This is a genomic window from Qipengyuania aurantiaca, from assembly GCF_019711375.1.
Taxonomy (GTDB): domain Bacteria; phylum Pseudomonadota; class Alphaproteobacteria; order Sphingomonadales; family Sphingomonadaceae; genus Qipengyuania; species Qipengyuania aurantiaca.
In genome coordinates this window covers 367,233-388,984 of record NZ_CP081295.1, presented here as the reverse complement: position 1 = coordinate 388,984, position 21,752 = coordinate 367,233, and the positions used below count along the sequence as shown (strand labels likewise).

Genomic DNA, 21,752 nt, shown 5'->3' with positions numbered 1-21,752 from the left:
ATGGCATCATGACGAAATCTGCGACCTTGCTCCTGCTCGCCGCATTGGCGCTCCTTGTCCAGCCCGCCGCTCTTTACGCGCATGGGCCCGAACCGCATGAGGAGGAAAAACCCGAGGCGGTCGAAGTCGAGGCTGCACCGGCGCAGGATGCATCGCCGAACGCAACGGCAGCAGAACCGTCGCAATCCGCTCCGGCGGCGCCTTCGCCCCGATACGCAAACCTGCTCAACAATCTCCACCCGGCGACGGTCCATTTTCCGATTGCACTGTTGCTTTTCGCCGCCCTGGCGGAGCTTCTCTTTGCCGCGCGAGGTAGCGAACGCATGCGCCATACTGCGCAAATCTCGGCAGCGGCAGGTGGCATCACCGCCGGCGTCGCGGCGCTGTTCGGCTGGATACACACCGGGATATGGCTGGGCGGGGACGGCGCGATGCAGTGGCACCGCTGGCTCGGAACGGGTCTCGGCATAGCGGGTCCGTTCATTGCTTGGATCGCGCTTTCGGCGGGCGAGAGGCGCAACCTGTTGCGCGCGTTGCTCGCGCTCGCGGCCATCACGGTCCTGGCGCAGGGCTGGCTCGGCGCGGAACTCGGCCACGGGGCCGGACATTTGTGGGCGTAAACCAGGGGAGAATTACCGATGGCAGACGCTCACAAGGGACACGAAGGCAATTACAAACGTTTCATGGCGATGGTCGGCACGTCGACCGCCATCATGTTCGGCCTGATGTATCTCAACACCTATGCGCTCGACCACGTGATGTGGAGCGAGACGCGCTTCTGGATGACCTTCGTCATGGGCGCGGTGATGGCGGTGGTGATGCTGCTCTTCATGTGGGGCATGTACAAGAACACGAAAAAGAATTGGATCATTATCGGCGTGTCGGTGGTGACTTTTGTCCTCGCCCTGTGGCTCGTGCGGAGCCAGGAGACGGTCTACGACAGCGAGTGGATGTCGGCGATGATCCCGCACCATTCGATCGCAGTCATGACCAGCGAGCGCGCCCATATCGAGGACAAGCGGGTGCAGGAACTCGCCAATTCGATCATCGAGGCGCAGCGCAAGGAAATCGCCGAGATGAGGTGGCTGATCGACGATATCGACCGCAACGGCATCGCCGCAACGGATGAAGAGGCGGTAGCTCGCCCGGTCCCGAAATTCGAAGGCTTCCTCAACCCTGATGGTGGTGCCACGCCATAAAGCGGGCGCGCGTGCTGGGACGCTCAATCGCTTTCTTGCCGTCTGAGTGGGCGAAGTGAGGTTTTGCATTTCCCGCAGGACCATGGTCCATGTGTCCCATCACGAGGGAACACGCGGAGAGACATAATCGATGACCGCCTACACGCAGATCAAGCTCGACATTGCCGATGGCATTGCCACGGTGACGCTTCACCGGCCGGAGAAGATGAACGCCTTCACCCGGGTGATGATGGCCGAGTTCATCGACGCGCTCGACGTGACCGATGGCGATGACAGCGTGCGCGCGGTGATCGTGACGGGGGAGGGCGAGCGGGCCTTTTGCGCCGGCGCCGACCTGACGCCGGAGGGCGGGGGGCATGTGTTCTCCGACCCCAATCCGGTGGACGACCTTTCTGACGAGCGCGTGCGCGACGGGGGCGGGCGGCTGACCTTGCGGCTGTTCAATTCCAAGAAGCCGCTGATCGGGGCCTGCAACGGCGTGGCCGTGGGCGTGGGCGCGACGATGCAGCTGCCCTTCGACATCCGCCTTTGCAGCGACAACGCGCGCTTCGGCTTCGTCTTTGCGCGGCGCGGGATCACGCCCGAAGCGGCTTCGAGCTGGTTCCTGCCGCGGCTGGTCGGCATGCAGACCGCGCTCGAATGGTGCATGACGGGACGGATCTTCGATGCGGCGGAAGCGAAAGAGCGCGGGTTGGTGCGTTCGGTCCATCCGCAGGGCGAGTTGATGGATGCGGCGGTAGGCATCGCGCGCGAGATTGCCGACAACACCTCGGCCGTCTCGGTCGCCATGACCCGCGCCATGCTGTGGCGGCTGGGCGGGGGCGGCCACCCGATGGACGCGCATCGGATCGACAGCCGCGCGATCTATCGCCTGAGCCGCAGCGCCGATGCGAAGGAGGGCATCGCCAGCTTCCTTGAAAAGCGCGCGCCCGCCTATCCCGACACGGTGAGCGCGGACATGCCCGACTTCTACCCCTGGTGGGACGAGCCCGGCTACGAGTAGTTGCAGCTGTGATAGTCACGCTTGCAACCTTGTAAAACGGGGAGGGCGGGTTAGAGCTAGGCGTCATGACTGCACGCAAGCCTTCAAAGCGCCTCGCCGAATTCCTGCCCTACCAGCTCTCGATCGCCTCCAACGCGGTCTCGACCCGGATCGCGGAGCAGTATCGCAAGCGGTTCGCGCTGAAGACGACCGAGTGGCGCATCATGGCGGTGCTCGGCGACAGCGGGCCGACCACCCAGCGCGAGCTGGCGCAGGCCACGTTGATGGACAAGGTGCCGGTCAACCGCGCCTGCAAGACGCTGGAAAGCCGCGGCCTGGCCGAGCGCAAGCCCAACTCGGCCGATGGCCGTTCGCACCTGCTTGAACTGACCGCCGAGGGCCGGGCGGTCCATGCCGGTATCATGCCGCTGGCGCTCAAGATCGAGGAAGAACTGTTCTCCGTGCTCACCGAGGACGAACGCACCGCCATGCGCGACATGCTGGCGCGGCTGCGCGAAAACGCGGGCGAGTTCGATGCAGAAAGCCTCGCCGACTAGGTAAGTCGGCGAGGCTCTCTTCGTCCGCCCTGTCGGCGAAGCTTTCGGCCTAGTCGGCGAAAGCGTCGGCGATCGAACAGGCGGCGGGTCCGAGGATGACGATAAATAGCGTAGGCAGGATGAAAAGGATCAGCGGCACGGTCATGATCGCCGGGAGACGCGCGGCCTTTTCTTCTGCACGCATCATTCGCTCGTTACGGAATTCGGCGGAGAGCACGCGCAGTGCGGAGGCCAGCGGCGTACCGTAGCGTTCGGTCTGGACCATGGTCGTGACCACGCCCTTCACCGCTTCCAAGTTCACGCGATAGGCGAGGTTGTCGAAGGCCTTCTTGCGTTCGTTGAGGAAGGACAGCTCGATCGCGGTCAGGGTAAATTCGTCACCCAGTTCCGGATAGGCGCGGCCCAGTTCCTTGGCGACGCGGTTGAAGGCGGCGTCGACGGTCAGGCCGGCCTCGGCGCAGATCACCAGCAGGTCGAGCGCGTCGGGGAGGCCCTTGCGGATGGCGTCGGTGCGCTTCGATGCGACGTTCTTCAGGTAGATTTCCGGGCCCTTGTAGCCCACGAACACCGCGAAGGCGAGCGCGGCCACGCGCTTGAAGTGCCAGTCGGGGTAGATCTCGATTCCGTAAAGCAGGATCGCCGCGATGGTGCCGAAAACGATCGGCAGGATCATGCGCAGACCGATCAGGATGACCGCGACTTCCTTGTTGCGATAACCCGCCCAGGCGAGCTTCTGCTGCATCATCTCGACCTGGCTGTCCTGCAGGACCTTCATGTTGCCGAGGGTCTCGCGGACCTTGTCGGTCGTGTTGGTCTTGCGCACCAGGCTCTGGCGCTTCTTCGAGCCAGCCGTGACGAGGCCGAGTTTCAGTTCCTCGCGGCGGCCTTCCAATGCCTTCACGCGCTTCTGCATCGGGTCCTTGATGGTGACCGCAGTGTAGATCGCGAAGAGCACGGCGAGCGCTGCGAAACCTGCCAGGATCGACCCGATCAAGATCACGTCGAAACCGAGGAGGGTAGGGCCGGTGGAGCTTTCCATGACTGTTCTCTTTCCTCGGGCGGTTAGATTTCGAAGTTGACCATCTTGGCCATGATGAAGACGCCGATACCCATCCAGGTAAGGCCGCCAAGGCCGGTCACGATCAGACGGTCATCGGTGAAGAACCCGCCGAGATACTCCGGGTTGATCCAGAAGATCAGGCCGAAGACGATGAAGGGCAGCGAGCCGACGATATAGGCCGAGGCCTTCGATTCCGAGCTCATCGCCTTGATCTTGAGCTTCATCTGCGAGCGCTTGCGCAGCACGTCGGCAAGGTTCGAGAGCGTCTCGGCGAGGTTACCACCGGTTTCGCGCTGGATTGCGAGCGTGATGCAGAAGAAGTTGAATTCCGGAATGCCGAGGCGGTCGGCGGTTTCCTGGAGCGATTCCTCCATGGTCCGGCCGATCTTGATACGCTCGACGATGCCCTTGAATTCCTGACCCACCGGGCCCGGCACTTCCTGCGAAACGACGGCAAGCGTTTCGGTCACGGGAAGACCGGAGCGAAGGCCGCGAACGAGCAATTCGATGGCGTCGGCGAATTTCACGTTGAACTGGTTGGTGCGCTTCTTGATTGCGCGGCTCACCACAAAGTGCGGGATTCCGGCCCCGGAAAAAACGCCGAGCGCCAGGCTGAGCGGAAGCGAGCCAGAGCGCAGGAAGATGATCACGGCAACCACGAGACCCACACCGAGCGAGCCGTAGGCGTATTGCGAGAGCGTCCAGCCTTTGCCGGTACGGTCGAGACGGACGGCAAGCGCTTCGAGGCGCGAGCCCGAACCAGCTTGCTTGAACTGCTTGGGCCTGCGCGCGGCAATCGCCTTCTTCATCTGCGATTCCACTTTCGCATCGGTGCTTTCCGAATGGCGATAGCGGACCTGCTGCAGGCGGCGCTGGCTGGCCTTGCCGGCGCTGGGCCCGGCGAAGGCGAAGACGCCCAGAGTTGCCAGGACAAGGAGGCCGCCGGCTACCAGCACGAGCTGGATCATGTTCATCTTACTACTCCGTCCCGTCCGTTAATCTGCGTGGGATCGGGGGCGGTGTGGCCTAAAGCCCGCTTGCCCCCGATGCCCGTCATCAGGCGTCAGCCTTGTCCTTCTTGGCCATCAGGCCCTTGAGGTCGAAGAGCGACTTCTTGCCGGCCGCTTCCGCAGCCTCGTCACTGTCTTCGTCGCCAAGGCCGATGATCCGGCTTGCGACCTGCTTGATGCCGCTCGAAACCTTGCTCGAGCCGCTGGCGTCGATGAAGGTCTTGCCGAGCTTGGCGGCCGCCGTCGCACCCTTCTGGTCGAAGGGCAGGGTGACGTCGATCTTGCGCTCGATCGAGGCTTCGAAATCGGCCTTGCTGATTTCCGAAGCGCCGGCCTGGACCTTGTTGGCCACGACCAGCGGCGTGACGTGACCCGCGTTGGCCTTGAGCCAGCTCAGCACGCGGATCGTGTCGCGGGCCGAAGCCAGCGTCATCTCGCACACGACCGTGGCGACGTTCACGTCGTTCAGGACATGCGGGAAGTTGATCAGCATGTTGCGCGGCAGGTCGACGATCGTCATCTCGAAGGCGTGGCGGAATTCTTCCTGCAGCTGCAGGAAGGCCGCGCCGTCGGTCATCAGCGGCGAATTGATCGGTGCCTCTGCCGAGAGAATGGCGAGGTTGTCGTTCGCACGGATCATGGCGCGTTCGATGAACAGGCCGTCGATACGGCTCGGATTGTCGATCGCGTCGGTCAGGCCGCGGCCCGGCTCGAGGTCGAGCGTGAGCGCACCGGTGCCGAAGTGCACGTCGAGATCGAGCAACGCGGTCGGCATCGCCTTGTCGGCGCTGTAGTGCCAGGCGAGCGAAGTGGCGAGGGTGGAGGCACCCACACCGCCGCGCGTGCCGATGATGGCCGTCGAGATGTGGCGCTTGACCCCTTCGCTTTCGCCGCCACGCGGAGCCATGAAGACGGACTGCGCCGCGGTGAGCGAATCGCGCAGGACCGAGGCCGACAGCGGCTTCAGCAGGTAATCGTGGATGCCGCTCGCGAGGAGGTCGCGATAGAGGCGCACGTCGTTGACCTGGCCGATGGCGATCACGACCGTGCCGGGTTCGCAAACCTCGGCCAGGGCGTTGATGTCGTTGAGCGGGTCGCCGCTTTCGGACAGGTCCACCATCAGGATGTTCGGGCTGGCCGACACCGAGAGCGACTGGACTGCGTTGCGCAGGCCGCCTTTGTTGCACTTTTCCGGCTGCCAGCCGAGTTCGATGACCACCGGGCGCAGGACGTCCAGAGCCGTTTCGTCGCAGATATAGGCGGCGAACGGATCGCGATTGCCGGGCATACCGCCGGGTTTGGATAGGGCGCTCATGGCTTAGTTGCCTCCTTCGCTGCTGCTAACTTCGGGCAGGCCGCCGGCACCGGTCGGTTCCATTTCCCGATAGGCCTGGATGGCCTTGGTGGAAGTCGTCACGATGGTCTCGCCCGTGCCCTGCTGGCCCTGGACGAGGTCCTCCGGGTTGGCGACCATGGCAGCAAGGTTGCTGTAGGTGGCGCACCCGTAATTGGGGTTGGTCGCGTTGCCCTCGTTGCTTTCGTCGAGGTGCGACCAGTCGGGGCAACCCGGCACCGAGGCGGTGCTGCGGGTGATGACCACGCGGGCCTGGCCCGGACCGACCTGGCCGGCGGTGACCGGAGCGCCTTCGGCGACCAGGATCCCGTAACGGCCGGCAATCGCGGCGACATCGTCGCGCACGGCAAGGCTGTTGCTGCCATCGTCGATGGCAACGCGGTCGCCGTAACGCAGGTTCATGCTTTCGAACCAGCCGGTAAGGCGCTGCTGCTCGGAAACCGGCAGGCCTTCGGCCGTCGTGTTCAGGTCGAGCACGTAGTTCGAGCGTTCCACGACCGGCTGCTTCACGCTGTAGAGCGTGCGGTTCGACATGTTCGACGGACCGCATGCGCCAAGGGCGAGGGCCAGCGAGGCCATCAGCGGAGCCGCGAGTGTGCGAGTGTTGAGATTACGCATTGTCCTCGTCCCCCTTATTCGAAGCTGAAGCCGGGCTTGGCAGCCGCGGTCTTTTCGGTGCGGCGTGCCTCGGCGGGCATTGCCAGCTGTTCGTCACCCTGTGCCGGGGCCTGCGAGATCGCGGGCGCTGCACCGGTTCCGGTTGCGGTCGGCATCGGGCGGGTTGCGCCCGAGACACCGTCGGCCTCGCGCAGTTCCAGCAGGCGCTGGTACTCGGTCGGCTTGAGGAAACCGTCGGTCGGCAGGCGGATGTCGTTCGCGTTCACCGGCTTCACCAGATACGGCGTGACCACGATCACCAGCTCGGTCTCACCCTTGCGGTAAGTGGTCGAGCGGAAGAGATTGCCCAGGATCGGCACGTCGCCGAGGCCCGGAGCCTTCTCGATCGAGTTCTGCGCGTTGTTCGACAGCAGGCCGGCGATCATGAAGCTCTGGCCCGAGCCGAGTTCCACGGTCGTCTCCGCACGGCGGGTGATGAGCGCGGGAACCTGGAAGCCGTTCAAGTTGATCGACCCCTGGCTCGACAGCTCCGACACTTCCGGACGCACGCGGATCGAGATGCGGCCGTTGGCCAGAACCGTGGGGGTGTAGGCGAGGCTGACACCGTAGTTCTTGTACTCGATCGTGGTGGTGCCCAGACCCTGGCTGAGCGGGATGGGGAATTCGCCACCGGCGAGGAATTCGGCCGTTTCGCCCGAAAGGGCGGTCAGGTTCGGCTGCGACAGCGTGGTCACGAGGCCCTGCGTCTCCGCAAGGTCGAGCGCCGCGCCGATGTCGAGGCCGAGGAAGTTGCCGAAGGCGCCCAAGGTGGAGCCGCCGGTCACCTGATCGATGATCGTCGCGCCTTCACCTTCGAATTCCTGGCCCACGGCGAGCGGACCCTGGAAACGCTGACCCGTCACCGAATTGCGGAAGCTCGGCTGGAACTGCGAGATTGCGCCGCGGCCCTGGCCGATGCCGAACTGGAAACCGCTGGTGGAATCGGCGGTGGCGAGGTTCACGCCAAGCTGCTTCACGACCGAACGGCTGACTTCGGCGATGCGGACCTGCAGATTGACCTGCAGCGGCGTCGCCATGCGCAGGCGGCTGATGACATTGGTGCCTTCGCCGACATAGGCCTGGACCAGCGACTGGGCGTCGGCGGCATCCTCGGGAGCGGCCACGGTGCCGGTCAGCAGCACGGTGTTGTTGCCCATGGTGGCGACGTTGATCTTCGCTTCGGGCATCGCCAGCGAGAGCATCTGGTCGATGCTGCCGATGTTCGAGCCGACGCGGACGTTGGCCGCCCAAATGATGTCACCGGCTGCGTTGCTGGCGTAGACGGAGGTTTCCCCGCCCGACTTGCCGAACAGGTACAGCTGGCGCTGCGACTTGACCTGAACATCGGCGACGTTCTCGTTCGAGATGAAGACGTCGGCCATGTTGCCGGGCACGTTGACGAGTTCGCCGCGACCGATCGAAAGGACGATCTCCTGGCTCGGGCTGGTGACCGACTGGGCCGTAGCCATCGAGGTCGGAGCGGCTGCGATCGGTGCGAGCGCGATGCTTGCGAGCAGCAGTTTGGTGGTAAGACGACGTTTCATGGAATGGCCCCCTGAATGGCTTCCTGTCTGATCTAGGCTCAACGAAGCGTGCTCAGCGCGACGGGTGCGGTTTCACCGGCCCGGCGCGTGCCGGCACCAGCCGAGGCGGCTACGCCTCCCGCACGGCCAACGGTCACGACTTCTGCGTTCTTGCCGCGGGTCACGATCACGGTCGGACCGCTGCGCACGGGCGCCTTGCTTTCGGCGCTGCTTTCGCTGCGCGGAGCAGGTGCCGCACGGCCACCGCCACCGCCACCGCCACCGCCACGGTTCTGCGAAGGCATCGAGCTGCGCTGGAAGCGAGACACGTCGCCGCCGGTCACATAGGTGCTCTTGCCATCGTCCGGACGGCCGGCGACTTCGCGCAGCATGCGCTCTTCTTCTTCGGGCGTCGCATTTTCGGGGATCACGAGATCGCCCGCTGCGATAGCGCGTTCCAGTTCGCCCTGGCTATCGGCCAGCGGACGAAGCGCGAGGCTGAGCGTGCCGAGGGTCTGCGCGACAGCAACCTTTTCCGCGATGGTGGGCGTGACTTCGATCGTCACGGTACGGAAGGCGCGAACCTGGGTCTTGCCGTCGACGGTCGTCTGTTCGGTCGACTGGTCGGTGGCGAGGACGCGAAGGTTGCGCAGGATGGTTTCGGAAGCCTTCAGCGCCTGGCCTTCGCCGTTCACAGCCTGAGTCAGCACCATGTCCACACGGTCGCCCGGGAAGACGAAGCCGGCAACGCCGCTCTTCGCATCGACGGGCACGGTGATGGCACGCATACCCGGCGTAAGGGCAGCAGCAAGGAAGCCGCGGTCGCCCGGGCTCACGAGCGAGCCCTGCGTGACCGGCTCACCGGCGGTAACCGGGTGGCGGACCACCGTGCCGATCAGCTTGGAGACATCGGCCTCGCCGTCGAGGAAGTAGGCGTCCTGCACCAGTTCTTCCGGCCACAGCTGGTAACCGATGGCATCGGCCGTGATGATGGTGCCGGTCGGCAGCGCACGCTGCGCGACGAGTACCTTGGGTCCCTGCGGTTCGACGACCGCTGCGGCCTGGGCCTGAGGAGCCGAGGCTCCGGCGAACATGCTGCGGGCAACAAGAGCGGTACCGATCGCAACGATCAGCGCGCCTACCAGCAGAACCAGCTTCTTCCTATCCATGGCTATAAAGCCCCCTCATATGGCCCGCGGAGGAATCGGTGCGGGCTGCTATGGTTTCCATGTGTAAGTGGCGATTGGTTAAAATCGGGTTTCAGCCCGCGGCAGTCGCGGTCATTCCGGAAAAAATGCCGCCGCCGACGATCCACAGGCCGGCCATCGAGATGGCGAGGCCGTAGGGGACGCGCGGCTGGTGTTCGTGTCGGCGGATGATGCGGATCGAGGCCAGCGTGACCACGGCGAGGATCGCCATCGGCACCATCGCGAGGATGAGCGTCGCGTTGGGCAGGGTGGCCAGCGAATCGAGCAGGCCCTGCGGTATGGCGAGCTTGGGGCCGCCCAGGACGGCGCTGGCGAAATTGGCAGCCACCAGCGTGCAGGCGACCAGCAGCGCGGTGTCGCGCACCGGCTTGGTGCCGACGACACGTGAATGCGCCACGCCCCAGATACCCATGACCAGCGTCAGCACCCAGCCGAGCATGGCCATGATCAGCACGAGGCCGAGGAAATTGGTCGGCGGGAACCACAGCGCGAGCGCGGTCAGCAGCTTCACGTCGCCGCCGCCCATCTGGCGAATGGCGAAGAACAGCGCGCAGATGGCGAAGGTCGCCACCGCAATGCCCATCTGGATGCCGACACCCGGCCACAGGTCCAGCCCAGTCGCCCACCAGAACAGCGGCGCACCGGCGGCGATGGCGAGGTTGAGCTTGTTGCCGATGGTGCGGCTCTTCAAATCCGTGAAGGCGGCAACCAGCAGCGCCATTGCCAAGGCGCCGAGCAGAACATAGGTGACAATCTGTTGGTCCATGACCCGTCCCGAAATTCGTGTTTCGGAAGGCAGGGCTACAGAAACATGCTTACCAAATAGTAACCATGGACCCCGAGGATCGTGGAGGCATCTATTCCCGAAAACCAGACAAGCGCCAGCGCTGCCGCGATTGATCGCCGCGCGATACCGGCGGACGCCAGCGAGAGCAGGTGGCAGGCGGCCGACGGCCATGAATTGCGCCGGATCGACTGGGCGGCGAACAGCGAGACACCGCGCGGTTCGATCCTGTTCCTTCCCGGCCGCGGGGACTTCTACGAGAAGTATCTGGAAAGCCTGGAGGAATGGCATCGCGCCGGCTGGCGGGTGACCGCCGCCGACTGGCGCGGGCAGGCCGGATCTGGCCGGCTCGGCGATGACAAGCTCACCGGCCATATCGAAGATTTCACCCAGTGGACGTCCGACCTCGCGCATCTGTGGAGCGCGTGGAAGGCGAGCACGCCCGGCCCCCATGTGCTGGTCGCGCATTCGATGGGCGGCCATATCGTCACCCGCGCGCTGGTCGACGGGCTGGTCGATCCCGACGCGGTCGTGCTGTCGGCACCCATGCTCGGCATGGCCGGGCCGCCGCTGCCGCTGGCCGTGCTTCATTCGGTGGCGCGGGTCATGGCGCGAATCGGTTCGCCCAAGCGTCCGGCGTGGAAGTGGAGCGAGAAGCCCGGCGAGATGCCGGCGCGCCGCCGCGACCTGCTCACCCATGACGACGATCGCTATGAAGACGAGCTCTGGTGGCGCCAGACGCGGCCCGAGCTTGCCATGGGGCCGGGCAGCTGGGGCTGGGTCGAACGCGCCTACGCCTCGACCCGCGAGATCGAAGCGCCTGGCGCGATGGAAAAGGTCGATATTCCCGTGCTGGTCGTCTCCACCTCGAACGACAAGCTGGTGAAGCACGAGGCGGCCGCCCGTGCGGCAGAGCGTTTCCCGAAGGGCGAAATCGCCGCCTTTGGCGAGGAAGCGCATCATGAGATCCTGCGCGAGGTCGACGACGTGCGCGGCGAAGCCATGCGCGACATCGCCGAATTTCTCGACCGGGTGGCACCCCGGCAGGCGTGAGCGCTTACGACTTCGTCCTTGTCGGCGCCGGTATTGCCGGGGCCAGCCTGGCCGCCGAACTGGGCGAGGGCGGGGCGCGCGTGCTGCTGCTTGAGGCGGAGGACCGACCGGGCTACCACGCCACCGGACGCTCGGCCGCTTTCTGGGAGGAATGCTACGGCGGGCCCGAACTCGTCCCGCTGACGCTGGCTTCGGGTGACTACCTGCGCGACAACGGCTTCCTGACCCGCCGCGGGGCGCTATACATCGGGCGCGAGGTGGACGGGCGCGCGCTCGACGGCTTCATGGAGCGGTTCGCCGACACCGGCGCGACCATCGAACGGCTCGGGGCCGGGCAAGTGCAGGCGATGGTGCCGGGGCTGCGCGAGAACTGGACCGGTGCGGTCTGGGAGCCGGCCTGCGCCGATATCGATGTGGCGGGACTCCACGCGCATTACCTGGCCCGCGCGGCGCGCGCCGGTGTGGATCTCGTCTGCCGCGCGCGGCTGGCCTCGGCGGTCCGGTCGGACGGAACATGGACGCTGACCTGCGAGGATGGTCGGACCTATGAAGCGCGCACCCTCGTAAACGCGGCGGGCGCCTGGGCCGATGGCGTGGCGCAGATGGCGGGGGCGAAACCGCTCGGCATCCAGCCCCTGCGTCGCACGGTGGTGCAGCTGCGCACCGACCCCGCACCGCAATCCGACCAGCCGCTGGTGCTCGACATTTCGGGCGGGTTCTATTTCAAACCCGAAGCCGGCCGGCTCTGGCTGAGCCCGCATGACGAGGAGCCGAGCGCAGCCTGCGATGCTGCGCCCGAAGAACTCGCCGTGGCCGAGGCCATCGACCGGCTACAGAAGGTGGTCGACTGGACCATAAAGGCGGTCGAGCGGCGCTGGGCGGGCCTGCGCAGCTTCGCGCCCGACCGACTGCCGATCTATGGCTACGATCCGCGGGTCGAAGGCTTCGCCTGGTTCGCCGGGCAGGGCGGATATGGCATCCAGACCTCGCCCGCCGCCGCCCGGCTTGCCGCGCAGCTGCTGCTGGGCCTGCCGCGCGACCAAATAACGCAGGGCCTCGACGCCTCGCTCTATGACCCGGCCCGCTTTGGGTAGCCAAGCCGCCATCATTTGTTAGGGTGGGCCTTCCCGAAACCAAGGACAGGAGGCCGCACGATGGCGCATCATTTCAAGATCAAGAAGAACAAGGGCGGCGAGTTCGTCGCCTACTTCATGTACAATTCTGAGCCGATCTTCTGGACCGAGGGCTACAGCTCCAAGGCGAGCGCGAAGAACGCCATCGAATCGATCCAGAAAAACGGCCCCGGCGCGGAAACCGTCGACGAAAGCTGATCGATCAGCACTCCTTGCCAGCGGCGATGGCTTCCGCTGCGTCGCTGGCGAGCTGGTCCACCCGTTCGTTCTCCGGGTGACCCGAATGCCCCTTGACCCAGTGCCAGGTGATCTTGTGCCGGGCTTTCAGCGCATCGAGTTCGCGCCACAGGTCTTCGTTCAGGACCGGCTTCTTGGCCGCGTTCTTCCAACCCTTCTTCTTCCAGCCGTGGATCCACTTGGTGATCCCGTCGATAAGGTACTTGCTGTCGGTGTGCAGCGCGACCTCGCACGGTTCGCGCAAGGCTCCCAGCGCGCGGATCGCGGCGGTCATTTCCATGCGGTTGTTGGTCGTCTGGCGCTCGCCGCCCGACAGTTCCTTCTCATGCGCGCCCATACGCAGCAGAGCGCCCCAGCCGCCCGCGCCCGGATTGCCCTTGCACGCGCCGTCGGTGTAGATTTCGACCTGTTTCATCGCCTCGCCCCTAGCGGCTCAGCCGCGTCAGGCAAACGCCCGCGCGCCCTCTTCGGCGTAGAAATCCCAGCGGCGGACGAAATCCATCGGGTCCTTGCGCAGCACCTGCGCGTCCGCCGGCGTGTCGAGCCAGTCCTCCGCCCGGCTGGCGACGAAGCGCAGGCACGCGCCTTCGGCCAGTACCGGCAGGGCCTCGCGCTCGACAGGGTCGAGCGGCCGTACCGCTTCATAGCCCGCCACCAGCGCTTGGCCGATGGCGGGATCGAAACGCGCGCCGGTCTTGTCGAAGCACCAGGCGGCGTGAGTAACAGCAAGGTCGTAGGCCATCATGTCGCGGGCGGCGAAGTAGAAGTCGATCAGCCCGGTGACCTCTTCGCCCAGCATCAGGACGTTGTCGGGGAAGAGATCGGAGTGGATGATCGATTCGGGCAGGCCTTCGGGCCAGCGCTCGAGCAGGTCGGCTGCGCGTTCGCGCACCTGCGGCAGCGCAGGATCGATCAGCGCCAGCTCGTCTTCGCCGTGTGATTGCAGGGTCGTTGCAGAGTCCTTGGGTGTCAGGTCGTTCCTGCGGGTCTGCGGGTAATCGCGCGCGGCGAGATGGATCTGTGCCAGCGCGGCTCCAACGGCGCGCGCTTGTTCAGGCGATGGCTGGGTCGGCGAGACACCAGGAAGGAACTCGATCAGCGCCACGGCCTTGTCGTCCACCTTACGCGAGGCGGCGCCGTCGCGGTCGTGGATCGTGGCCGGAACCGCGCATCCGCGGCTCGCCAGATGATCCAGCAAGCCGAGGAAGAAGGGCAGCTCGCCGATGTCGATCCGGCGCTCGTACATGGTGAGGATGAAGCGGCCGCGCGTGGTCTCGATCAGCCAGTTCGAGTTGGAAATGCCTTCCGCGATCCCCTTGGCCGAAACGAGCTCGCCCACATCGTAACGCGCGATCAGCCGCGCGAGGTCTTCCGCCCCGAGATGGGTGTAGACCGCCACCTATTCGGTAAGCTGGCGAGGCAGTTTGAAGATCATGTGCTCTTCCGCTGCGGTCACGGGCTCCTCATCGACGAGCCGCCATTCGGACAGCCGATCGACCACTTCGCGCACCAGCTTTTCCGGCGCGGAAGCCCCGGCGGTGAGGCCCAGAGTGCCCACGCCTTCAAGCCATTCGGGCTGGATCTCGTCGGCCCGCTGGATCAGCTTCGCATCGGTGCCCAGCCGCTCGGCCACTTCGACGAGGCGCAGCGAATTGGAGGAATTGGGCGCGCCGATCACCAATACGAGATCGCTCGACGGCGCGATGATCTTGACTGCGGCCTGCCGGTTGCTGGTGGCGTAACAGATGTCTTCTGCCTTGGGCGCGACGATCTGCGGATACTTCGCCTCCAGCGCATCGGTAATCGCGCGCGTGTCGTCGACCGAGAGCGTGGTCTGGGTGAGATAGGAAAGATTGTCGTCTTGCGTGAAGGGCAGGGTAGCGACGTCTTCCACCGTCTCGACCAGCGTGATCTGGCCTTCGGGCACCTGGCCCATCGTGCCGATAACCTCGGGATGCCCCTCGTGCCCGATGAAGAGGATGTGCTGGCCCTTTTCGATCTGACGTTCGGCCTGGCGGTGGACCTTGCTCACCAGCGGGCAGGTGGCATCGACATAGAGCAGCTTGCGCCGGTCGGCCTCGGCGGGAACGGACTTCGGAACGCCGTGGGCGGAGAAGACCACCGGCACATCGTCGGGCACCTCGTCCAGCTCTTCCACGAAGATGGCGCCCTTGGCCTTAAGGCTGTCGACCACGTAGCGGTTGTGGACGATCTCGTGCCGCACATAGACCGGCGCGCCATACTTCTCGAGCGCGCGCTCCACGATCTCGATGGCGCGGTCCACACCGGCGCAGAAACCGCGCGGAGCGGCGATCAGCAGTTTGAGCGGCAGGCGATGATCGCGGCGAGCGCGATTCTCACCGGTGGATGGAAAGGGAGCGTTCATGAGCGTCCCCCTAGCGCTTTGCATCGCGCCAAGCTAGGGGACGCGGGCTCCGCGCAAAGGCAATAGCGCGATATGAATACGAACACATGAGGAATGCCGCCGACATGACCAACCGTTTTCGCCTCCTGACCGCCCTTTCGCTGGGTCTCGCGCTGGCAGGATGCAAGTCGCCCGGTGAACTGGTGGTTGACGGCGGCGGCGCCGGCATCACGGCGATCCGCACGACCTGCCCGGCGGTGGGCATTCCCGATTACACCGGCGATGTGACGCTGTTCCGCAGCGCGACGTCGAAGACGCAGGCCGATCTCGACGTGACCGCGGCGATGACCGACCTGACCTCGACCTGCAACGAGACGGGCGAGCGGGTCTATACCGAAGCGAATTTCAACGTCGTCGCCCGCCGCGCCGATGCGCGCGGTGCACGCAGCGTCCAGCTGCCTTATTTCACCACCGTCCTGCGCGGCGGCAGCGCCGTGATCTCGAAGCGCGTGGGCACGGTGACGGTGAACTTCGCCGACGGCCAGGAGCGCGCCGAGGCGACCGCTCGCGCCGGGGCTTATGTCAACCGCGCCGAAGCCACGCTGCCCGCCGATATTCGCGAGAAGATCACGCGCAAGCGCAAGGCCGGCGATCCCGATGCCGCGCTCGATCCGCTGGCCGATCCCGAAGTGCGCGCCGCCGTCCAGCGGGCAACCTTCGAACTGCTTGTCGGCTTCCAGCTCACTGAGGACCAGCTGGCCTACAACGCTACCCGCTAAGCGGGGCTGCGCGATGCGCTGACATCTTGCCATTTCGCGCCATTCGTCTAGGCGCGCGGTCATGTCCGACATCCAGACCCTGCACGCCGGTTTTGCGGCGAAGATCGACGCCGTTCTCAACGCTCTCGAGTTGGAAGGAAGCCTTCCGCCCGAGACCAACCGCTCGAACGTCACCGTGGAGCCGCCGCGCGATCCCTCGCACGGGGACCTTGCGACCAACGCGGCCATGGTGCTCGCCAAGCAGGCGAAGACCAACCCGCGCGCGCTGGCCGAGAAAATCGTCGAGCACCTGACGCGCGAGCCCGATATTACCGAGGCGAGCATTGCCGGTCCGGGCTTCATCAACCTGCGCCTGTCCGAGCAGGCCTGGCTGCGCGAACTGGAAGCTATCGCCGCGCTAGGTGAGGATTACGGCCGGTCGCAGATCGGCGGCGGCAAGACCGTCAATATCGAATATGTCTCGGCCAACCCGACCGGCCCGATGCACATGGGCCATTGCCGCGGCGCGGTGGTGGGCGATGCGCTGGCCGGACTGCTCGAGTTTTCCGGCCACAAGGTCATCCGCGAATATTACGTCAACGACGCGGGCGGCCAGGTCGACGTGCTCGCGCGCTCGGCGCACCTGCGTTATCGCGAAGCGCTGGGCGAGGACATTGGCGCAATTCCCGAAGGGCTTTACCCGGGCGACTATTTGAAGCCGGTGGGCGAGCGTCTCGCGCAGGAATTCGGCGCGGCTTACAAGGACGCACCCGAAAGCGACTGGCTGCCGCTCTTCCGCGAACGCGCGGTTGCCGCAATGATGGACATGATCCGCGAAGATCTCTCGCTGCTCGGCATCCACCACGACCTGTTCTCGTCCGAAGCCAAGCTGCAGGCGGCGGGTAAGCCCGAAGAGGCGGAGGCGTGGCTGCGCGAACACGGCTTCGTCTACGACGGTGTGCTCGAAGCGCCCAAGGGCAAGGCGCCGCCCGAGGACTGGGAGCCGGTTGAACTGCCGCTCTTCCGCTCGACCGAATTCGGCGACGACCAGGATCGCCCGATCAAGAAGTCGAACGGCGCGTGGACCTATTTCGGGGCCGATCTCGCCTATCACTTCCAGAAGGCCGAAAACGCCGATGCGCTGATCGACATCTGGGGCGCCGACCATGCGGGTACGGTCAAGCGGATCAAGGCCGCCGTCGCCGCGCTGACCAAGGGGGCGGGGCGCGATGTGCCCTTCGACGTGAAGCTGGTGCAGATGGTCAACCTTGTCCGCAACGGTGAACCGGTGAAGATGTCCAAGCGCGCCGGGACCTTCGTCACTCTGGCCGATGTGGTGAACGAGGTGGGCAAGGACGTGGTGCGTTTCACCATGCTCACCCGCAAGCCCGAAGCGCAGATGGAATTCGACTTCGCGAAGGTGGTCGAGGCGAGCAAGGACAACCCGGTCTTCTACCTCCAGTATGCGCACGCCCGCATCCGCTCGACGCTGCGCAAGGCGGGGGTCGAGCCAAGCGACGCGCATCTCGACCGCCTCGGTGCGGACGAGCTCGCGCTGGTGCGCGAAGCCGCGCAATTCCCGCGCGTGGTCGAAGCCGCCGCCAAGGCGCGCGAACCGCACCGTATCGCCTTCTTCCTCGGCGATCTCGCGGCGGCCTTCCACAGTTTCTGGAATGCGGGTAACGATGACCCGGCGAAGCGGATCATCCAGGAGGATGACGCCGAACTGACCGCCGCGCGCCTGTTCGTGGCGGCGCAGGTCGGACAGGTGATCCGCAACGGTCTCGGCATATTGGGTGTCGAGGCGGTGGAGGAGATGTAAGCGATGGCGCGCAGCCCCTACGAACACGACGAGGACTGGGAATCGGCCGATCTCGAACTGATCGAGGGCGACGAACACCTCCCCTGGCTCGAGGCCGAGGAGGGCCAGGACGAGCGCGATGCGGGCTTTGCCACCTCGCGGCTGGTGATGCTGGGCGTTATCTCGCTGATCGTGGTCGGCGCGCTGGTCGCGGTGGCGTGGTTCGCCATCGGCGCAACGAGCGACGAGCCTCCCGCCGACGGCAGCCTCGTGCAGGCGCCCGAGGGCGACTACAAGACCAAGCCCGAGGACGAGGGCGGCAAGACCTATCCCGGCACGGGCGACACCAGCTTCGCCGTGGGCGAAGGGCAGACGCGCGAAGGCCAGCTCGCCGATGCGCCGGTGACGCCCGAAATCGTGCCCGCCAAGCCCGAGGAGCCGGAAGAGGAAGTCGCCGCTCCCTCGCTCGCCACCACGCTCAACGAAGGGCCGCGCAGCAGCGAACCGGCCAAGGGCACGCTGGTGCAGGTCGGCGCCTATCCCACGCGCGGCGATGCGCAGGAGGCATGGGGCCGCCTGATGCGCCAGACCACCGTGCTCAACGGCGTGCGCCACCGCGTGGTGGAGGCCAAGGTCGATATCGGCACCGTTTACCGTCTGCAGGCGGTCAACGGCAGCACGGGCGAAGCGCGCTCGCTCTGCACCCGCCTGAAGGCCGATGGGCTCGCCTGTTTCGTGAAATAACGCGCCCCATCGGCTCGTCCTGCCGTAATTTCCACACCTGACGACTCCGCCGCGCTTGGCTTGGCGGAGGAATCAGCGCAGTTTCTTTCCCATGACCCCGGCTATTTTCGGCATTTCCGGCCTCGCACTGACGGCCGACGAGCGCGCCTTCTTCAAGGACGCCGATCCGGCCGGCTACATCCTCTTCGCCCGCAATTGCGAAAGCCGCGAACAGATGCGCGCGCTCACCGACGATCTGCGCGCCATCCATGGCCGCGACCGGCTGATCGTCTCGATCGATCAGGAAGGCGGGCGCGTTGCGCGCATGAAGCCGCCCGTCTGGCCGAAATACCCGGCGGGCGAGGCCTTCGCGAAACTCTACGAAATTGCACCTGCCTCGGCAATCGAGGCCGCGCGGGTCAACGCGGAAGCCATGGCGCGCGAACTGGCTCTAGTAGGCGTGAGCGTCGACTATCACGCGCCTTTCGACGTGCGCCGCCCCGAAACCGACGATGTGATCGGCGACCGTGCGCTCGGCAGCGAACCGATGCAGGTGGCGGCGCTGGGCCGCGCCGTGCTCGACGGCATGGCGCGCGCGGGCGTGGTCGGGTGTCTCAAGCATATGCCGGGGCATGGCCGCGCGACCTCCGACAGCCACAAGGAACTGCCCGTCGTCGATGCGAGCGATGCGGAGCTCGAAACCGACATCGAACCCTTCCGCTCGCTGTCCTCGCACCCCCTGGGGATGAGCGCGCATATCGTCTTCACCGCCTGGGACGCGGAGCACCCCGCCACGCTTTCCGAAACCGTGATCCGCGACGTGGTGCGCGGCAAAATCGGTTTCGACGGGCTGCTCTTGTCGGACGATATCGACATGGAGGCGCTCGACGGCACGATCCCCGATCGCGGTGCTGCGGCGCTGGCGGCGGGCTGCGACATCATCCTCAATTGCTGGGCGAAAATGGACGACCAGCAGACCATCGCCAACCGCTTCCCGACGATGTCGGAGGAAACCGCCGCGCGGCTCGACCGCGTCCACGCGGCGATGGGCGATTTTCCCGATGCCATCGAGACCGCCGAACTGCTGGCCAAGCGCGACGCTCTGCTCGCCATCGTGGAGGCTGCGGCTTGAGCGACGGGCTGCTCTTTGCCGACGTACCGCAGGAGGATGCGGAGGACTGGGACGGTGTCGCCGCCGAAGCCCCGGTAGACAAGGATGCGCTCTATCTCGAACTCGATGGATGGGAAGGGCCGCTCGACCTCCTGCTCGACCTCGCGCGGCGGCAGAAAGTCGACCTGCGCGAAATCTCGATCCTCGCGCTGGTCGAGCAATACCTTGATTATATCGACCATGCCGAGGCTCTGAAGCTGGAGCTTGCGGCCGATTATCTCGTGATGGCGGCGTGGCTGGCTTATCTGAAATCGGCCATGCTACTGCCCAAGGAAGAGCAGGAAGATCCGAGCCCCGAGGAACTGGCGCTCAAGCTGCAATTGCGCCTCCAGCGTCTTGGCGCGATGCGCGAGGCGGCGGGGCGTCTGATGGGCGGCGACAGGATCGGCCGCGACGTGTTCCTGCGCGGCGCGCCCGAAGGGCTGGCCATCGTTCGCAAGACCCAGTGGGAATGCGACCAGTTTGCGCTGATCGAGGCCTATGGCCGGGTGAAAGCCCGCACCGCGCCTGCCGTCCATATGGTCCGCGAACGGCCCGTGATGACGCTGGAATCGGCGCTCGACCGGGTCTCCAATATGCTCGGCGTGACGCTGGAATGGATGGAACTGCGCGATTTCCTGCCGCCCCATGCCGAACCGCGGCTGCGCAAGTCGGCGCTCGCCTCCAGCTTCGTCGCCGCGCTCGAGCTGGCGCGGCTGGGCAAGGCGGAAATCGCGCAAGACGAGGTTTTCGGACCGATGCGATTGAGGCGGGCGAAGTGAACCCGCTCGAACGCTCGGTCGAAGCGGCGCTGTTCGCGGCCGAAGAGCCGATGAGCGTCGATGCCTTGGCGGGTTTCCTAGGCGATGCCGACAAGTCCGAAGTGCGCGCGGCTTTGAAGACGCTCGCCGAAACCTACGAAAAGCGCGGCATCCACCTCGTGGAACGCGGCAAGCGCTGGCATTTCGAAACCGCGCCCGATCTTGCCCACCTCCTGCGCAAGGAGCGCGAGCAGGTCCGCCGTCTCAGCCGCGCCGCGACCGAAGTGCTTGCGATCATCGCCTATCACGAGCCGGTCAGCCGCGCGGAAATCGAATCGATCCGCGGGGTGCAGACCTCCGGCGGGACGCTGGACGTGCTGATGGAGGCGGGTTGGGTGAAGATCGCCGGGCGCCGCGAAGTGCCGGGGCGGCCGACGATTTACGCGACCACGCCCGAATTTCTCGATCATTTCGGCCTTTCCAGCCGCCGCGACCTGCCCGGAATCGCGGAATTGCGCGCTACCGGCCTGCTCGACCCCGTAGAAGACGCCTATGACGACCTCATGGGCGAGAACGATACCGAAGGCGCGCAGACCGGCACTGAAGGCGATGAAGAGCCCTCCGACGCGGCCTGACTGGCTTTCGCCCGCGCACAGGCCTATATTGGGCTGCAACACACTTGGTTTTCAAAGGTAGTTTCCCATGTCGCTCGGCCCCTGGCAGCTCATCATCATCGCTCTCGTCATCCTCGTCCTGTTCGGGCGCGGGCGCATTTCGGAAATGATGGGCGATTTCGGCAAGGGCATCAAAAGCTTCAAGCAGGGCATGAACGAGGATGATGCCAAGCCGACACAGCAGATTTCGCACGAGGCCAAGCCTGCCGACCGGGGCCTGAAGGAAGACCAGGTCAAGACGCCTTCCGAACCCAAGTAATCGCCGACAAGAGCCGCTGATCCATGTTCGATATCGGCGCGGCCGAATTGCTGGTGGTCGTCATCGTGGCGATCCTCGTCATCGGCCCCAAGGATATGCCCGCCGCCATGCGCGCCGCGGGGCGCTGGATCGGGAAGCTGCGCCGCATGTCCGCCCATTTCCGCTCCGGCATCGACGAGATGGTCCGCCAGGCCGAGATCGAGGAAATGGAAGAGAAGTGGTCGCAGCGTAACAAGGAAATCATGGCGAAATACCCCACGGGCAACGAGCCCGAGGGTGGTGGGCCGGAAGAGCTGGTGCCGCCGCAGATGGAACCGCTCGCCTCCGCTGGCGAAACCGCCGATCCGGATGCCGCTGCCGAAGCCGCAATCCGGCGCGCCGCGCCCAAAAAGGCGCCCGAGCATGGCGGCGACGAAGCGCCCGTAAAGCCCGCTCCGAAACCTGCCTCGAAACCCTCGGACGAGCCGGGCCTGCCCTTCGGCGATGGCCAGGGGGAGCGCTGAC

At 65.6% G+C, this 21,752-nt stretch carries 25 protein-coding genes; 15 read left to right on the top strand and 10 right to left on the bottom strand.

The genetic code is table 11. The features are described 5' to 3' along the window. The first annotated feature begins 8 nt into the window (after window positions 1-8). From K3148_RS01930 to K3148_RS01915, 4 genes are all read left to right on the top strand, one after another. Window positions 9-620 carry a DUF2231 domain-containing protein gene (locus K3148_RS01930; protein ID WP_221425664.1) on the top strand — a complete coding sequence of 204 codons (612 nt, stop codon included), beginning with the start codon at window positions 9-11 and terminating at the stop codon, window positions 618-620. Between the two features lie 18 nt (window positions 621-638). After that, window positions 639-1,199 (top strand): DUF305 domain-containing protein, encoded by a 561-nt coding sequence (locus K3148_RS01925; protein ID WP_247711613.1) that lies wholly within the window; start codon window positions 639-641, stop codon window positions 1,197-1,199. 130 nt (window positions 1,200-1,329) lie between these two features. Continuing rightward, a complete protein-coding gene (locus K3148_RS01920) occupies window positions 1,330-2,202 on the top strand; it encodes a crotonase/enoyl-CoA hydratase family protein (RefSeq protein WP_221425663.1) in 873 nt (290 codons plus the stop codon). A 65-nt stretch (window positions 2,203-2,267) separates the two neighbouring features. Continuing rightward, a complete protein-coding gene (locus K3148_RS01915; RefSeq protein WP_221425662.1) occupies window positions 2,268-2,738 on the top strand; it encodes a MarR family winged helix-turn-helix transcriptional regulator in 471 nt (156 codons plus the stop codon). A gap of 49 nt (window positions 2,739-2,787) precedes the next feature. Here the strand turns inward: K3148_RS01915 and K3148_RS01910 are convergent, their stop codons facing one another. From K3148_RS01910 to K3148_RS01880, 7 genes are all read right to left on the bottom strand, one after another. After that, window positions 2,788-3,777, bottom strand: coding sequence for a type II secretion system F family protein (locus K3148_RS01910; RefSeq protein ID WP_221425661.1), 990 nt, complete (start codon window positions 3,775-3,777; stop codon window positions 2,788-2,790). 23 nt (window positions 3,778-3,800) lie between these two features. After that, the gene (locus K3148_RS01905; protein WP_221425660.1) at window positions 3,801-4,772 is read right to left on the bottom strand and encodes a type II secretion system F family protein; all 972 of its coding nucleotides are present in this window, start codon (window positions 4,770-4,772) and stop codon (window positions 3,801-3,803) included. 82 nt (window positions 4,773-4,854) lie between these two features. After that, on the bottom strand, window positions 4,855-6,123 hold the full coding sequence (locus tag K3148_RS01900) for a pilus assembly protein CpaE (RefSeq protein WP_221425659.1): 1,269 nt from the start codon (window positions 6,121-6,123) through the stop codon (window positions 4,855-4,857). Between the two features lie 3 nt (window positions 6,124-6,126). After that, window positions 6,127-6,780 carry a CpaD family pilus assembly protein gene (locus K3148_RS01895; protein WP_221425658.1) on the bottom strand — a complete coding sequence of 218 codons (654 nt, stop codon included), beginning with the start codon at window positions 6,778-6,780 and terminating at the stop codon, window positions 6,127-6,129. A 14-nt stretch (window positions 6,781-6,794) separates the two neighbouring features. Then, window positions 6,795-8,363 carry a type II and III secretion system protein family protein gene (locus tag K3148_RS01890; protein WP_221425657.1) on the bottom strand — a complete coding sequence of 523 codons (1,569 nt, stop codon included), beginning with the start codon at window positions 8,361-8,363 and terminating at the stop codon, window positions 6,795-6,797. A gap of 38 nt (window positions 8,364-8,401) precedes the next feature. Next, a complete protein-coding gene (gene cpaB / locus K3148_RS01885; protein ID WP_221425656.1) occupies window positions 8,402-9,511 on the bottom strand; it encodes a Flp pilus assembly protein CpaB in 1,110 nt (369 codons plus the stop codon). Window positions 9,512-9,602: 91 nt separating this feature from the next. Then, the gene (locus K3148_RS01880; protein WP_221425655.1) at window positions 9,603-10,316 is read right to left on the bottom strand and encodes an A24 family peptidase; all 714 of its coding nucleotides are present in this window, start codon (window positions 10,314-10,316) and stop codon (window positions 9,603-9,605) included. A gap of 81 nt (window positions 10,317-10,397) precedes the next feature. On the opposite strand from K3148_RS01880, the gene K3148_RS01875 reads away from it, so the two are divergent. Genes K3148_RS01875 through K3148_RS01865 form a run of 3 tightly spaced genes read left to right on the top strand, consistent with a single transcriptional unit; the run spans window position 10,398 to window position 12,718 of the window. Next, the gene (locus tag K3148_RS01875) at window positions 10,398-11,387 is read left to right on the top strand and encodes an alpha/beta hydrolase (RefSeq protein WP_425594648.1); all 990 of its coding nucleotides are present in this window, start codon (window positions 10,398-10,400) and stop codon (window positions 11,385-11,387) included. Beyond that, a complete protein-coding gene (locus K3148_RS01870) occupies window positions 11,384-12,481 on the top strand; it encodes an NAD(P)/FAD-dependent oxidoreductase (protein WP_221425654.1) in 1,098 nt (365 codons plus the stop codon). Before K3148_RS01875 ends, K3148_RS01870 begins: the two co-directional genes overlap by 4 nt. Window positions 12,482-12,541: 60 nt before the next feature. Beyond that, window positions 12,542-12,718: a YegP family protein gene (locus K3148_RS01865; protein ID WP_221425653.1), complete on the top strand. Its 177-nt coding sequence runs from the start codon at window positions 12,542-12,544 to the stop codon at window positions 12,716-12,718. 4 nt (window positions 12,719-12,722) lie between these two features. Here K3148_RS01865 and rnhA read toward each other — a convergent pair whose 3' ends face one another. The 3 genes from rnhA to ispH are packed head-to-tail and all read right to left on the bottom strand — an operon-like array spanning window position 12,723 to window position 15,143. After that, window positions 12,723-13,172 (bottom strand): ribonuclease HI, encoded by a 450-nt coding sequence (gene rnhA, locus K3148_RS01860; protein ID WP_221425652.1) that lies wholly within the window; start codon window positions 13,170-13,172, stop codon window positions 12,723-12,725. A gap of 27 nt (window positions 13,173-13,199) precedes the next feature. Continuing rightward, window positions 13,200-14,156 carry a homoserine kinase gene (locus K3148_RS01855; protein ID WP_221425651.1) on the bottom strand — a complete coding sequence of 319 codons (957 nt, stop codon included), beginning with the start codon at window positions 14,154-14,156 and terminating at the stop codon, window positions 13,200-13,202. Then, complete coding sequence (ispH, locus tag K3148_RS01850; RefSeq protein WP_221425650.1) at window positions 14,157-15,143, bottom strand: 4-hydroxy-3-methylbut-2-enyl diphosphate reductase; 987 nt, start codon at window positions 15,141-15,143, stop codon at window positions 14,157-14,159. Window positions 15,144-15,247: 104 nt separating this feature from the next. Between ispH and K3148_RS01845 the strand changes: the two genes are divergently transcribed. From K3148_RS01845 to tatB, 8 genes are all read left to right on the top strand, one after another. Beyond that, on the top strand, window positions 15,248-15,901 hold the full coding sequence (locus K3148_RS01845) for a hypothetical protein (RefSeq protein WP_221425649.1): 654 nt from the start codon (window positions 15,248-15,250) through the stop codon (window positions 15,899-15,901). A 61-nt stretch (window positions 15,902-15,962) separates the two neighbouring features. Further along, on the top strand, window positions 15,963-17,702 hold the full coding sequence (gene argS, locus K3148_RS01840) for an arginine--tRNA ligase (RefSeq protein WP_221425648.1): 1,740 nt from the start codon (window positions 15,963-15,965) through the stop codon (window positions 17,700-17,702). A gap of 3 nt (window positions 17,703-17,705) precedes the next feature. Beyond that, a complete protein-coding gene (locus K3148_RS01835; protein ID WP_221425647.1) occupies window positions 17,706-18,425 on the top strand; it encodes an SPOR domain-containing protein in 720 nt (239 codons plus the stop codon). A 91-nt stretch (window positions 18,426-18,516) separates the two neighbouring features. Beyond that, window positions 18,517-19,536, top strand: coding sequence for a beta-N-acetylhexosaminidase (nagZ, locus tag K3148_RS01830; RefSeq protein WP_221425646.1), 1,020 nt, complete (start codon window positions 18,517-18,519; stop codon window positions 19,534-19,536). After that, on the top strand, window positions 19,533-20,336 hold the full coding sequence (locus K3148_RS01825; protein WP_221425645.1) for a segregation and condensation protein A: 804 nt from the start codon (window positions 19,533-19,535) through the stop codon (window positions 20,334-20,336). The genes nagZ and K3148_RS01825 overlap by 4 nt, the downstream gene beginning before the upstream one ends. 50 nt (window positions 20,337-20,386) lie before the next feature. Continuing rightward, window positions 20,387-20,950, top strand: coding sequence for an SMC-Scp complex subunit ScpB (gene scpB / locus K3148_RS01820; RefSeq protein ID WP_247711668.1), 564 nt, complete (start codon window positions 20,387-20,389; stop codon window positions 20,948-20,950). A gap of 67 nt (window positions 20,951-21,017) precedes the next feature. After that, window positions 21,018-21,248 (top strand): twin-arginine translocase TatA/TatE family subunit, encoded by a 231-nt coding sequence (tatA, locus tag K3148_RS01815; RefSeq protein WP_221425643.1) that lies wholly within the window; start codon window positions 21,018-21,020, stop codon window positions 21,246-21,248. A gap of 23 nt (window positions 21,249-21,271) precedes the next feature. Then, entirely contained in the window at window positions 21,272-21,751 is a 480-nt protein-coding gene (tatB, locus tag K3148_RS01810; RefSeq protein ID WP_221425642.1) for a Sec-independent protein translocase protein TatB, read from the top strand. The last annotated feature ends 1 nt before the right edge of the window (window position 21,752 follow it).